A 12,939-nucleotide genomic window follows, 5' to 3' on the forward strand; every position below is an offset into this window, starting at 1 on the left:
GTTCAGATGCCCAGCGCCAGGCGTGCGGCGGCGATGCGGGTGGAGTCATCCTGCGGGGTGTGGACGCGGCCGCACAGCACATCGCGAAAATACCGCTCTAGCGGATTGTGTCGCGACAGGCCGTGATTGCTGGCTAGTGACAGCGCGTCTTCGACCACGGCGACGGCGTTGTTGGTCACCGTCAGCTTGACGATATTGGACTCGATCGCATTGAGCGGCAAGCCGGCATCGAACTCTCTGGCGAAACTGTCGATCAGGCGGGCATTCACGGCAAGCCGCGCCTCGATGCCGCCAAGGATGTCCTGGGCCCGCGGCAGCGTCGCGAGCGGCGCGCCGAGATTGGCCGGAACACGCTCGTGCAGGAACTTGATGAGCCAGTCCCGCCCGGCGCGGGCGACGCCGTCATAGATCGCGGCCACGAAGATAGCGTGGATCGTGGCCTGGGTGACATCAGGCGCGGTCCACTCCTCCGGCCTGCGGACGTCGACCTCGTACTCGAGCGGAAACACGACGTCCTCGAAGATCACATCGTGACTGCCGCTGGCGCGCAGGCCGAGATGGTTCCAGGTTTCCTCGATCCTCGTTCCGGGCAAGCCTGCTGGCACAAGGAACTGGCCGACGCGCATTTCCGGCTCGTCGGTCTTGGCCCACACCAGATACCATTTCAGGATCGGCGCGCCGGTCGAATAGATCTTGCGGCCGCTCAACCGCCAGCCGGTTTCGGTGCGGCGTGCGATCGTCGCGGGCAACCCGCCGCGCGCCGGCGATCCCAACTCGGGCTCGACACGCAGCGCATTGATCAGCGCGACGCCCTCGACGGTCTCCTTGGCGAGCTTGCGGGACAGGCGCGCGGGCCAGCGCGGGCTGCGCGCCATCACCAGATGATTGATGTAATGCATCGACAGCACCAGCGCGGTCGACGGATCGGCCTTGCCGATGATGCCAAGGATGCGCGCCGTGTCGCGGGCGCCCGCCCCAGCCCCGCCAAGCGCGGCCGGCACGGTCAGCGCGAGGAGATCGGCTTTCGCAAGGTCGGCGAAATTCTCGAACGGAAAGCTGGCATCGCGGTCATGCCCTTCCGCCCGCTCGGCGACGACCTCGGCAAGCCGTGAGGCGCGCGCAACATGGTCCGGCGCTTCCGACGGCGTCAGCTCTTTCGCCGCCGTCGTCACCATGTCGCGTCCAGTCCGAGCAGCCCGAGAATCTGCCGGCGCAGATCGGCGAGATAGGGATCGCCGCGATGACGCGGATACGGCCGGTCCACCCTGATGTCGGCCTTGACGCGCGCCGGGCGGTCGCTGAGCACGATGACACGGTTTGCGAGGAACAGCGCTTCCTCCGCATCATGCGTGACCAGCAGCGTGGTAAATCCCTTGCGCTGCCAGAGCGAGACGATCTCGGCCTGCATCGTGATCCGCGTCAGCGAATCCAGTTTGCCGAGCGGCTCGTCGAGGATGAGCACCTTGGGATCGTTGACCAACGCACGCGCCAGCGCAACGCGCTGCGCCATGCCGCCGGAAAGCTGGTGCGGATAGGCCTTGCGAAAAGCTGAGAGACCGACGAGATCGATCGCCGCGTCGACCCGCTGGCGCTGGCTTTTCAGAATGCCCTGCGCCTCCAGCCCGAGTGCGACATTGTCCCACACCGAGCGCCAGGGAAACAGTGTTGGATCCTGGAACACGACGACGCGCGACGGATGCGGTCCCGTGATGCGGATGTCGTCCTCGCGCAGCACGCCGCTACGCGGCTTCTCCAGCCCCGCCACGAGCCGCAGCAGCGTGGACTTGCCGCAGCCGGACGGACCGAGCAGCGCGACAAACTCGCCGGGCTCGATCGCGAGGCTGACGTCCTCCAGCACCGGAAGCACGACGCCATCGATATCGAAGGCGTGATTGACATGCTCGATATCGAGCGCGGCGCCGACCGCGGGATAGGCGATGGCCTCGTGTAAAGCAGCGGCTACCATTTGACGACGCCTTTCTGCCAGACCAGCAGGCGGTCGCGCGTCTTGAACAGCAGCGTGATCGCGCCGGAGCAGAGCAGCGACATCACGATCAGCGCGGCATACATGTTGGCATAAGCTGCCCAGCCCTGCGCCCATTGCAGGTACCAGCCGAGACCAGCCTTGACGCCGATCATCTCGGCCACGACGAGCACGGCGAACGAGGCCCCGAGCCCCATGAACAGGCCGACGAAGACATGCGGCAGCGCCGCGGGGATCGCCACCTTCAGCACCAGGAAGGACGGCTTTGCGCCCAGCGTGCGCGCAACGTCGTAATAGGCATTCGGCACGCTGGCGACGCCGGACCAGGTCAGGACAGTCACCGGGAAGCCGGTGGCAAGCGCAATCAGGAAGGTGCTCGCGCTCCAACTCGACGGAAAGGTGAAGAAGGCAAACGGCAGCCAGGCTGTCGCCGGCAACGGCCCGATGAAGCGCAGTATTGGATGCACCCAATAACCGACCTTCTGCGACCAGCCGATTGATACGCCGGTCAGGAATCCGATGGCCGCGCCGATGATGTAACCACCAAGCTGCAGCTTCACCGACGCAATGACGCTGTCGAACAGCTTTGGCATGTCATCAGTGTAGACCTCGAGGATCGCCTGTGGCGGCGGGAAGAATGGGAGCGGCAGCCAGCCGAACTTTGCGGTCGCGACCTCCCAGACTGTCAGAAACGACCCGAGCGCCACCAGCCACGGCGCACGCCGGCGCAGCGCCACTCCGGCGCTGCCGAGGAAATCGGCACCAATCGTCCCAAGCAGTGCTAGCGCTGCGATCCCGAACGCGGCGATCGCAAGCCCATGCGTCCGCGACCAGTCGCCAAGATCTTCCCAGTAGAGGCAGGACGCGCCGAACGCCAGCCAAGGGACGGCGGCGGCCAGCCCAACGCCGTAGCCGCCGCTGCGGAGCTTCTCGAGCCAGCCTGGGCTGACATCTGCCGCTGCCTGTCCGGCCGCGGCCGATGCATCAGACACTGAATACGTCGACATAAATCCGTTCCGCGAATTTCGCCGTGTCCGTGCTCTGCTTGAACACGGAGACGGTCTTCAGATCGTCGGCATAGCCCTTCAGTTCGCGCTTCAGGACTTCGCCAACAGGATGATGGTGATGGGTGTGATAGCGCGCCATCGCTTCGAGATCGGCCAGCGTCGCGGTCTTCGGCGCATAAGGCTGGAACGACTTCGCAGCCTTGTCAGGATTCTGCGAGGTGAACATCGCCGCGTCGAGCAGCGCCTGGGTGATCGCGCGCGCGACATGCGGCTCGTTACGCACCAGGGAGCCGCGCAGGCCGACGATGCAGCAGGTCTTGTCGCGATATTCGCCGTCGAGGTTGGAGGCGACTTCCTTGTACTGGCTGTCCTTGAGCCAGAGATAGGCGAGCGGATCGGAGGCGAGGAAGGCCTGCACCTCACCCTTCTCGACCGCGACGTTGAGGAGGTTGCCGGGATAAGCACGCCAGTCGACATCCTTGTTCGGATCGATGCCCTGCTTGGCAAGCTGGATCGAGAAGAAGTTCTTGTCCGGACCGGCGAGGTCGCCGACGGCGACGATCTTGCCCTTGAGATCGGCGAGCTTGTCGACGCCGGAGCCTGCGCGCGTCAGCACACGCATGCAGCCGCCATGGGTGCCGGCGGCGATCTTGACGTCAAAGCCCTGCTCCAGCAGCTTCAGCCAGCGCAGCGCCATGCCGAGCCCCGCATCGCTCTTGCCGGTGGCGATCGCCTCCAGCAACTGATCGGTCGAGCCGCTATAATTGACGAGCTCGATGTCGAGGTTCTGCTTCTGGAAGAAGCCATAGTCGATCGCGACCGGCAGCGGCGCCAGGCACACCGCGCCCGCGTTCCACGACAGCTTCAATTTGCGCGGCGCGCCGGTCAGCGGCGGCGCGTCGGATGCCGTCTTGCAGATCGGGAATTCGGAGAAGTCGATCGCCGGTACCGCGCCACGCGCAGAAAATGCCTGCGCGCCGAACGCCCCGATCGGCGCGGCAAAGGCCGCAGCCGCACCTGCCCGCAACAGCGTGCGCCGATCCATCGCCAATCTATTCTTCTTCTCTTCAATCGACATGCTCACCCCACGTTCGACACGGCTCCGCCATCCGCGCAAACCGTCCGGCCCGCGCGCATTGGTTTCGGAGCTATTGTTGTAAAAAGGCGGATTTCTCCGGCGCTATTGGCACCCAATGCAACCCGCAAATGATGCGGTGCGATCGCATTATCGTCAATGAAATGGAATTTCGAATGTTGCGCGGATGAAAGGGATTATCTCCACGATCCCAGCCGCGGACGAGGAAACGATTTCGTTGTGATGCGATTGTCGGCAGCTTGCGTATTACCGCCAATCGCGCGGGCATTTTGTCGTCCTGTAACGGCGCATCCAGTGCTTTCTCCGCAGAGGAAAACAACGAGATGTTCTTTGTCGCCTGCGTCGCGAATACAGATTTCCGTTTCGTTGACTGCGACAGCTCCGCTCATAGACTCGATGGAACGCTCATGTGCTCTCCAGGCAATGGGCGAGCGAAATCAGAAAAGAGATGGACATGAGCAAAGCCGCCCGCCTTCACTCCGTCACCCGTAAGATCGCAACCGTACTGGTCACTACGGCGATCACGCTTTCTTCCGTCTTCGCGGCACTGGCCGACGACGCGATCGTGCTTCGCGTCGGCGACCAGAAGGGCGGCAACCGCTCGCTGCTCGACATCTCAGGTTTCGGAAAGGATCTGCCCTACAAGATCGAGTGGTCGGAATTTCCGGCCGCAGCACCGATCCTCGAAGCGTTGAACGCTGGCGCGCTCGACGTCGGCTATACCGGCGACCTCTCCTTCCTTTCGGTCTATGCATCGGGCGCGCCGATCAAGGCGATCGGCGGCACACGCTCCGACGCCAGGACACAGGCCATTCTGGTGCGCCAGGATTCCCCGATCAAGTCCGCGGCTGATCTTAGGGGCAAGCGCCTCGCGGGCACGCGCGGCGGCTGGGGCCAATTCCTGATCGATGCGACGCTGGAGAAGTCCGGCTACAAGCTGGAGGACGCGACCTTCGCGCCGCTTGGCCCGGTCGATGCCAAGATCGCGCTGCTCGCGGGATCGATCGACGCCTGGGCGGTGTGGGAGCCCTACATTTCCTTTGCGACGCTGAAGGACAAAGCGCGCGTCGTTGCCAATGGCGAGGGCCTGACGCCGACGATCACCTTCATCGTCGCCTCCGACAACGCCATCGCCACCAAGCGCGCCGCGGTGCAGGACCTGCTGCAGCGGCTCAACAAGGCGCGGCTATGGTCGCTCGATCATCTCGCCGAATATGCGAAGAACACGGCCGAACTGACCAAGCTTCCTGAAGACGTGCTGCTGAGCGCCTACACCGCGCAGAAGACCAGCCCGATCGCGATCGACGAGAACGTGGTCAAGGAGGTGCAGGAAGCCTCCGACCGCGCCACGCGCTACGGCATCCTGTCGAAGACGCTCGACGTCAGCAAAGCCGTCGATCGCAGCTTTACCACAAGCGCGAGCCTGAATTGATTGTCTCTTGAAAGAGAAGTTGGCGCCGCCGCGATGGACGCTGCCCACCTCTCCCGCTTGCTTGCGGGAGAGGTGGAGTAAAGTGAGGGAGACGTGCGATGCCCGGCCCTCTTCATCTCGCGTTTATCGTCACGGGCCATCTGGCCTGCATGGCCTTGCTGGTGTGGCTTTCGCGTTGATGGCTTGTTCGCACAAGCGCCGGTTGCCGCGCCGCGCGCTGCGGAGGGTGGAGAGTTGGGCGCGCCTGAAAGCAAAAGGCCCCCGCTTCCGGAGGCCTTTTCCCTTAAACCGCGTCCTTGGCAGCCTTGACCGGACGAGCCCGGACGACCTTGCGGGCCGGCTTGGCCTTGAACACCGTCTCTTCGCCGGTGAAGGGGTTGATGCCCTTGCGCGCCTTGGTCGCGGGCTTCTTGATCACCACGAACTTCGCGAAGCCGGGGACGAGGAACACGCCGTTCTTCTTCAGCTCCTTGTGACCGACGTCCGTGAGGGTATCCAACACGTTCTTGACGTCGCGCTTGGAAAGTTCGGTGGTGGTCGCGATCTTCTCGATCACTTGCGACTTCGACAATTGGGTAGCCATGGTTGCTCCATTGATTCTGGAAACGGCACGTTATGGCGGAAACCGGCTAAAAAAACAGGGTTTTCGTCATTCTTCACAGCTATATCGCCGCTGATACACCGGAATCCTGCGTTTTTCCCGGGTTTTTTCGCTGGTCGAGGGCTTGTGTGACCTCAGAGAGCCCTTCCATACGCCTGCGAACCGGCCGTTGACCCCTGTTTTTCGGCTGCAGATTCGCAATTGGTGATTCGCGGACTCCTTCTGGAGCCCGCTGGGTCGAGCCGCGGTCGACACGCCCGCTCGGTGTAGCGACATGAGAATGATCGTTTGGATTGTGCGGCAATTAAGAAAAATGACCCGGGTTCCCCTCCCGTCGTAACATCGGCTAAAGACGGTACGAGGCTGGGCTTACGCACGGCCTGACGCTACTCTTGGAGACCTTGTATGGATTTGACCCGCCTTGAGATCAACCGCCGCACCGCGCTTCTGACGTCGGCGGCCATCGCCGCCAATGTCATCAACCCGATGCGGGCATTTGCGCAGGACACCCCGCGCAAGGGCGGCGTGTTCAACGTCCACTATGGCGCCGAGCAGCGCCAGCTCAATCCGAGCCTGCAGGCCTCGACCGGCGTCTACATCATCGGCGGCAAGATCCAGGAGAACCTGGTCGACCTCGACGCCGACGGCAAGCCGGTCGGCGTGCTCGCCGAAAGCTGGGAAGCCACTCCCGACGGCAAGACCGTAGCCTTCAAACTGCGCAAGGGCATCACTTGGCACGACGGCAAACCGTTCACCTCCGATGACGTCGCGTTCACCGCGATGAACATGTGGAAGAAGATCCTGAACTACGGCTCGACGCTGCAACTGTTCCTGACCGCCGTCGACACGCCCGATCCGCAGACCGCGATCTTCCGCTACGAGCGGCCGATGCCGCTGAACCTGTTGCTGCGCGCCCTGCCCGACCTCGGCTACGTCTCCGCCAAGCACCTCTACGAGAACGGCGACATCCGCCAGAACCCCACCAATCTGGCGCCTGTCGGCACCGGCCCGTTCAAGTTCGTCAAATATGAGCGCGGGCAATACATCATCGCCGACCGCAATCCCGACTACTGGCGGGCGAACGCGCCGTATCTGGACCGCATCGTCTGGAAGGTGATCACCGACCGCGCCGCAGCGGCCGCGCAGATGGAAGCCGGCGAGCTGCACTACAGCCCGTTCTCGGGGCTCACGATCTCCGACATGGCCCGGCTCGGCAAGGACAAGCGCTTCATCGTCTCCACCAAAGGCAACGAAGGCAATGCGCGCACGAATACGATCGAGTTCAACTTCCGCCGCAAGGAGCTTGCGGACATCCGCGTCCGCCGCGCGATCGCACATGCGATCAACGTGCCGTTCTTCATCGACAACTTCCTCGGCGATTTCGCCAAGCTCGGCACCGGCCCGATCCCGTCGACCTCGACCGACTTCTATCCGGGCGCCGACACGCCGCAATATCCCTACGACAAGGCCAAGACAGTCGCGCTGCTCAATGAAGCCGGCTACAAGCCGGGTGCCGGCGGCACCCGCTTCTCGCTCCGGCTGCTGCCCGCACCCTGGGGCGAGGACATCTCGCTGTGGTCGACGTTCGTCCAGCAGTCGCTGCAGGAAGTCGGCATTCCCGTCGAGATCGTGCGCAATGACGGCGGCGGATTCTTGAAGCAGGTCTATGACGAGCACGCCTTCGATCTCGCCACCGGCTGGCACCAGTACCGCAACGATCCTGCGGTCTCGACCACGGTCTGGTATCGTTCCGGCCAGCCCAAGGGCGCGCCCTGGACCAACCAATGGGGCTGGGAGGACAAGACGGTCGACAAGACCATCGACGATGCAGCCACAGAGGTCGATCCGGTCAAGCGCAAGGCGCTCTATGCCGAGTTCGTCAAGGAGGTGAACACGGAACTGCCGGTCTGGATGCCGATCGAACAGATCTTCGTCACCGTCATCACCGCGAAAGCCCGCAACCACTCCAACACGCCCCGCTGGGGCTCGACGAGCTGGCACGATCTTTGGCTTTCCGCGTGATCCTTAATACGTCAAGATGAGAGCATGCGCATCTTGAGCCTTGCGGGGCGGCGGCTCGCCGCCTCGATTCCGACCCTGTTCCTGATCTTGATCGGCGTCTTCCTGCTGCTGCAGATGGCGCCGGGTGATACCGTCGACGCGCTGATGGCGCAGATGGGCGGCGGCGACGCCGCGAGCGCGCGCGAACTGCGCCAGTTCTATGGGCTCGACCTGTCGATCCCGATGCAGCTTGCGAACTATCTCTGGCGGCTGGTGCGGCTCGATCTCGGATTCTCCTCGATCTACGGCAAGCCGGTCGCCTCCGTGATCCTGGAGCGGCTGCCGCCGACGATCCTCCTGATGACCGCATCGCTGTCTTTTGCGTTCTTCTTCGGTCTCGTGTTCGGCGTGATCGCCGCGCGCGGCGTCAACCGCTGGCCGGATACGCTGATCTCGACACTCGGATTGATCTTCTATGCGACGCCGTCGTTCTGGTTCGGCCTGATGGCGATCGTGGTGTTCTCGGTCTACCTGCAATGGCTGCCGTCCGGCGGTTTCGAGGATATCGGCACCGTGCAGTCCGGCGTCTGGCGCGTGCTCGATATCGCAAGCCATCTCGTGCTGCCGACGCTGACGCTGGGGCTGATCTTCCTCGCCATCTACCTTCGCATCATGCGGGCCTCGATGCTGGAGGTGCTCAACCTCGATTTCGTCCGCACCGCCCGCGCCAAGGGTCTCGACGAGACCCACGTCGTGACGCGCCACGTGCTGCGCAATGCGCTGTTGCCGATGGTGACGCTGATCGGGCTGCAGGCCGGCACCATGCTCGGCGGCTCGGTGGTTGTCGAAAGCGTGTTCTCGCTGCCAGGCCTTGGACGGCTGGCTTACGAGTCCGTGGTGCAGCGCGACCTCAACACGCTGCTCGGCATCGTGTTCGTCTCGGCCCTGCTGGTGATCGTGGTCAACTTCGTAGTCGATCTTCTCTATGCGCGGCTCGATCCGCGCATCCAGGCGGATGGCTGACATGGACGCGCTGAAACGCTATTTCCGCAGTCCCGCCGCGGTGATCGGCCTGATCCTGCTGCTCGTCGTGATCGCGATGGCGGTCAGCGCCGGCTTTCTATACACGCGCGATCCATTGTCGCTCGCGGGCCGCCCGCTGATCTGGCCATTCTCCAATCCGCGCTTCCTGCTCGGCACCGACAATTCCGGACGCGACATCGCCGCCCAGATCTTCTACGGCGCACGGATTTCGCTTCTGATCGGCGGCGTCGCGACCGCGATCGCGATCCTGATCGGAATCCTGGTCGGCGCTTTTGCTGGCTATTACGGCGGCTGGGTCGACAACGTCCTGATGCGGATCACCGAGGCGTTCCAGACGCTGCCGAATTTCGTGCTGCTGCTGGTGCTGGTCGCGGTGTTCGGCTCGACGCTCACCACCGTTACGATTGCCGTTGGCGTCGTATCCTGGCCGGCGCCGGCACGGTTGACCCGCGCCGAGTTCCTGTCGCTCCGCAACCGCGAATTCGTCCAGGCCGGCAGGACGCTGGGAATGCGGGACATCAAGATCATCCTCGGCGAGATCCTGCCCAATGCGCTGCCGCCGGTCATCGTCTATGCCAGCGTGGTGATGGCGGTCGCGATCCTGCTGGAGAGCGCCCTCGCCTTCCTGCGGCTGTCCGATCCCAACGTCGCCTCCTGGGGCAATCTGATCGGGCTCGGCCGCGACGTGCTCCGCGTGCAGTGGTACGTCTCCGCGATCCCCGGGATCGCCATCCTCGTCACCGTGCTCGCGGTGTCGCTGGTCGGCCAGGGGCTCAACGATGCGCTCAATCCGAGGCTGAAGAGCCGATGAGCGAGGCTATCCTTTCGCTCGAAAGGCTGAGCGTGCGCCTGCCGGAGGGCGCCGACCGGCCCCATGCGCTGTCGGACGTTTCGCTTTCGATCGCCTCGAACGAGATCCTCTGCGTGGTCGGCGAATCCGGTTCCGGCAAGTCGATGATGGCGAACGCGATCATGCGGCTGTTGCCGAACGAGGTCAAAATCGAGAACGGCCGCATGCTGTTCGAGGGTCGCGATCTCTGCGCCGCCGATACGGCCGAGATGCGCGAAGTGCGCGGCGCCGGCATCGCCATGATCTTCCAGGAACCGATGACCGCGCTCAATCCGCTGCGCACCATCGGCGACCAGATCGGCGAGATGTTCTCGATCCATACCGGGCTGTCGAATGCCGAGATCAATGCGCGCGTGCTCGCATTGCTCGCCGACGTCCGCATTCCCGATCCCAAACTGGCCGCAAAGGCCTATCCGCATGAGCTCTCCGGCGGCCAGCGCCAGCGCGCCATGATCGCGATGGCGCTCGCGCTCGATCCAAAGCTGCTGATCGCGGATGAGCCGACCACCGCGCTCGACGTCACCACGCAGGCGCAGATATTGAAGCTGATCCGCGACCTGCAGCAGCGCAAGAAGACGGCGGTGCTGTTCATCACCCATGATTTCGGCGTCGTCGCCGAGATCGCCGATCGCGTCGTGGTGATGCAGCACGGCAGGATCGTCGAACAAGGGACGGCTAACGAGGTGCTGCACCATCCGGTGCACCCTTACACGAGGCAGCTCATTGCCGCCGTACCACCGCTGAAGGCACCGCCGCCGCGGCCGCTGTCGAGCGAGAACATCTTGACGATTGCCAGCGTCTCAAAAACCTACCGCACCGGCGGCTTCCTCGGACGCGGCGCGCGTGTCACGGCCGCGGTCAAGGATACCTCGCTCGATCTGCCCAAGGGCGCAACGCTTGGCATCGTCGGTGAATCCGGCTCAGGCAAGTCGACCCTGGCGCGCTGCATCGTGCGCCTGATCGATCCCGATACCGGATCGATCGTGCTCAACGGCAAGGACTGGGCAAAGCTGTCGCGCGAGGAAGTCCGCCGCGAGACCCGGCACATCCAGATGGTGTTCCAGGACCCGTTTGCCTCGCTCAATCCGCGCCGCAAGGCCGCGGAGCTGGTGGCGCAAGGCCCTATCGTCCACGGCACGCCGCGCGTCACGGCGATTGCCGAAGCCAGGAAACTGTTCGAGCTGGTCGGGCTTGATCCATCCGCCGGCGACCGCTACCCGCATGAATTCTCCGGCGGCCAGCGCCAGCGCATCGGGCTTGCGCGTGCACTGGCGCTGAAGCCGGAGGTGCTGGTCGCGGACGAGCCGGTCTCCGCGCTCGACGTTTCCGTGCAGGCGCAAGTGCTGAAGCTCCTGGCCGACCTGCGCCAGCGGCTCGGCCTTTCCATCATCTTCATCACCCATGATCTGCGCGTCGCCGCGCAGATTTGCGATCTTGTCGCAGTCATGAAGGATGGCGCGGTGGTCGAGCACGGATTGGCTACCGAGGTCTTCGGCAAGCCAAAGCATCCCTATACGCAGGCGCTGCTGGATTCGATACCCGGCGGTGAGTTCGCGCGAGAGCACGACACCGCCGCGGAGTGATCAGGCGATCTCGCGCGCGTCGCGGCGGCGATAGACCAGCAGCATCAGTGGCGCAAGCTTTCGTAATAGCCCGTGGGCGGGGATCGGTTGCGGTTCGGAGAAGGGCAGCGCCAGTTCGTTCAAGGGGACACCGCGGACCGCTTTCGCAAGCTCACCGCCGATCGCAATGGTCAGCGCAACCGCGCGGCCATTGCAGCCGGTCCAGCCATAGGCGTCGGGACCGAGCTTGTGAAAACGCGGCAGGAAATCCGTGGTCATGCCGACATAGCCGTTCCAGACGTGGTCGAAGGATACTTCGCCGATCTGTGGCCATAGCCGCTGCAAACGCGCGGTCACCCTCTCCTTCAGTCGCGCGGCTTTGTCACCGGGGCCAATCACCGCGCCGCCGGTGACAAGCCGGTTGCGCGCGTCGTAGCGCGCGAAATAGAGCTCTCCATGCGTATCCGACATCGCCTGCCGTGCCGGGATGATGGACTTGCGGACATTGTCCGATAGCGGCTGCGTCGCCATCTGCCAGGACAACACCGGCATCACCTCGGTCGCGATCTCCGGCACCAGCGATTTCACGATCTCGCCGCTATAGGCATTGGTCGCCACCACCAGCGCGCGGCCGGAAATCTCGCCTTTGGCCGTCTTCACCACCCAGCGATTGTTCTCGCGTTTGAAGCTCTCCACCGGCGAGCGCGCATAGATGCGGCCGCCCTGATCAAGTACGGCGCGCGCGAGCCCTCGCGCCAGCGCCAGCGGATTGATGTGGCCCCCGCCCCTGTTCCAGAAACCGCCGTACCACGCATCCGAGCCGAGCATGTCGCAGACTTGCTCACGCGACAACAGTTCGACGGGCGCGCCGAATTTCGACCATTGCCGCACCCGCCGCTCCGCGATCTTGATGCGGCCGGGCGAGTGCACCGGCTGCACCCAGCCTGCCTGTTCCTGCTCGGCCTCGATGTTGTATCGCTGCGCGACGTCAAACAGCATCGAGGCGCTGTCGCGCAACAGACCGACAAAGCGCTCGCCAGCGGCGCCATGCCTGGCGATGATGTCTTCAGGATCGGGCCGCGACAAGGTTGGAATCACCTGGCCGTTGTTGCGCCCTGAAGCACCCCAGCCCGGCTCCATCGCCTCGACAACAGCAACGTCAATACCGGCTTCACGCAAATGCAGCGCGGTCGACAGTCCCGTGAAACCGCCGCCGATCACGATCACGTCGGCCTGCTGGCTACCGGACAGGTCGGGCAGATCAGGCCCGGAGGGCGTCACCGCGGCCCAAAGGGAGTCGGGCCAGCGGATTTCGGTTCTTTCCATCGTCAATCTCTTCGCGATCACTTGCCCGGCGCCGCA

The 12,939-nt window shown here is 64.0% G+C and carries 11 protein-coding genes; 5 read left to right on the plus strand and 6 right to left on the minus strand.

What is annotated here, in order from left to right:
* Window positions 1-2: 2 nt before the first annotated feature.
* The 4 genes from I6F35_RS31120 to I6F35_RS31135 are packed head-to-tail and all read right to left on the minus strand — an operon-like array spanning window position 3 to window position 4,069.
* Window positions 3-1,175: an acyl-CoA dehydrogenase family protein gene (locus I6F35_RS31120; RefSeq protein WP_225121462.1), complete on the minus strand. Its 1,173-nt coding sequence runs from the start codon at window positions 1,173-1,175 to the stop codon at window positions 3-5.
* On the minus strand, window positions 1,169-1,966 hold the full coding sequence (locus I6F35_RS31125; protein WP_225121463.1) for an ABC transporter ATP-binding protein: 798 nt from the start codon (window positions 1,964-1,966) through the stop codon (window positions 1,169-1,171). The genes I6F35_RS31120 and I6F35_RS31125 overlap by 7 nt, the downstream gene beginning before the upstream one ends.
* Window positions 1,960-2,991: an ABC transporter permease subunit gene (locus tag I6F35_RS31130; RefSeq protein WP_225121464.1), complete on the minus strand. Its 1,032-nt coding sequence runs from the start codon at window positions 2,989-2,991 to the stop codon at window positions 1,960-1,962. Before I6F35_RS31130 ends, I6F35_RS31125 begins: the two co-directional genes overlap by 7 nt.
* Entirely contained in the window at window positions 2,969-4,069 is a 1,101-nt protein-coding gene (locus I6F35_RS31135) for an ABC transporter substrate-binding protein (RefSeq protein WP_225121465.1), read from the minus strand. The genes I6F35_RS31130 and I6F35_RS31135 overlap by 23 nt, the downstream gene beginning before the upstream one ends.
* Before the next feature lie 472 nt (window positions 4,070-4,541).
* Here I6F35_RS31135 and I6F35_RS31140 point away from each other — a divergent pair, with 472 nt between their 5' ends.
* A complete protein-coding gene (locus tag I6F35_RS31140; protein ID WP_225121466.1) occupies window positions 4,542-5,519 on the plus strand; it encodes an ABC transporter substrate-binding protein in 978 nt (325 codons plus the stop codon).
* Window positions 5,520-5,802: 283 nt separating this feature from the next.
* Here the strand turns inward: I6F35_RS31140 and I6F35_RS31145 are convergent, their stop codons facing one another.
* Window positions 5,803-6,102, minus strand: a complete 300-nt coding sequence (locus I6F35_RS31145; RefSeq protein ID WP_225121467.1) for an HU family DNA-binding protein — start codon at window positions 6,100-6,102, stop codon at window positions 5,803-5,805.
* A gap of 423 nt (window positions 6,103-6,525) precedes the next feature.
* On the opposite strand from I6F35_RS31145, the gene I6F35_RS31150 reads away from it, so the two are divergent.
* From I6F35_RS31150 to I6F35_RS31165, 4 genes are read left to right on the plus strand one after another with little or no spacing between them, the layout of a single operon-like run.
* The gene (locus I6F35_RS31150) at window positions 6,526-8,142 is read left to right on the plus strand and encodes an ABC transporter substrate-binding protein (RefSeq protein ID WP_225121468.1); all 1,617 of its coding nucleotides are present in this window, start codon (window positions 6,526-6,528) and stop codon (window positions 8,140-8,142) included.
* A 24-nt stretch (window positions 8,143-8,166) separates the two neighbouring features.
* Window positions 8,167-9,144 carry an ABC transporter permease gene (locus tag I6F35_RS31155; protein WP_225121469.1) on the plus strand — a complete coding sequence of 326 codons (978 nt, stop codon included), beginning with the start codon at window positions 8,167-8,169 and terminating at the stop codon, window positions 9,142-9,144.
* Window position 9,145: 1 nt separating this feature from the next.
* Window positions 9,146-9,976 carry an ABC transporter permease gene (locus tag I6F35_RS31160; RefSeq protein ID WP_225121470.1) on the plus strand — a complete coding sequence of 277 codons (831 nt, stop codon included), beginning with the start codon at window positions 9,146-9,148 and terminating at the stop codon, window positions 9,974-9,976.
* A complete protein-coding gene (locus tag I6F35_RS31165; protein WP_225121471.1) occupies window positions 9,973-11,598 on the plus strand; it encodes an ABC transporter ATP-binding protein in 1,626 nt (541 codons plus the stop codon). Before I6F35_RS31160 ends, I6F35_RS31165 begins: the two co-directional genes overlap by 4 nt.
* Here the strand turns inward: I6F35_RS31165 and I6F35_RS31170 are convergent, their stop codons facing one another.
* Window positions 11,599-12,903, minus strand: coding sequence for an FAD-dependent oxidoreductase (locus I6F35_RS31170; protein WP_225121472.1), 1,305 nt, complete (start codon window positions 12,901-12,903; stop codon window positions 11,599-11,601).
* Window positions 12,904-12,939: the final 36 nt, after the last annotated feature.

The sequence above is a fragment of the Bradyrhizobium sp. BRP22 genome, from assembly GCF_020194175.1.
Classification (GTDB): Bacteria; Pseudomonadota; Alphaproteobacteria; order Rhizobiales; family Xanthobacteraceae; genus Bradyrhizobium.

Coding starts and splice junctions, on each gene's coding strand:
- I6F35_RS31130 (WP_225121464.1), bottom strand. CDS start 2,991: ATGTCGACGTATTCAGTGTCTGATGCATCGGCCGCGGCCGGACAGGCA.
- I6F35_RS31135 (WP_225121465.1), bottom strand. CDS start 4,069: ATGTCGATTGAAGAGAAGAAGAATAGATTGGCGATGGATCGGCGCACG.
- I6F35_RS31170 (WP_225121472.1), bottom strand. CDS start 12,903: ATGGAAAGAACCGAAATCCGCTGGCCCGACTCCCTTTGGGCCGCGGTG.
- I6F35_RS31140 (WP_225121466.1), top strand. CDS start 4,542: ATGAGCAAAGCCGCCCGCCTTCACTCCGTCACCCGTAAGATCGCAACC.
- I6F35_RS31165 (WP_225121471.1), top strand. CDS start 9,973: ATGAGCGAGGCTATCCTTTCGCTCGAAAGGCTGAGCGTGCGCCTGCCG.
- I6F35_RS31150 (WP_225121468.1), top strand. CDS start 6,526: ATGGATTTGACCCGCCTTGAGATCAACCGCCGCACCGCGCTTCTGACG.
- I6F35_RS31155 (WP_225121469.1), top strand. CDS start 8,167: ATGCGCATCTTGAGCCTTGCGGGGCGGCGGCTCGCCGCCTCGATTCCG.
- I6F35_RS31125 (WP_225121463.1), bottom strand. CDS start 1,966: ATGGTAGCCGCTGCTTTACACGAGGCCATCGCCTATCCCGCGGTCGGC.
- I6F35_RS31120 (WP_225121462.1), bottom strand. CDS start 1,175: ATGGTGACGACGGCGGCGAAAGAGCTGACGCCGTCGGAAGCGCCGGAC.
- I6F35_RS31145 (WP_225121467.1), bottom strand. CDS start 6,102: ATGGCTACCCAATTGTCGAAGTCGCAAGTGATCGAGAAGATCGCGACC.
- I6F35_RS31160 (WP_225121470.1), top strand. CDS start 9,146: ATGGACGCGCTGAAACGCTATTTCCGCAGTCCCGCCGCGGTGATCGGC.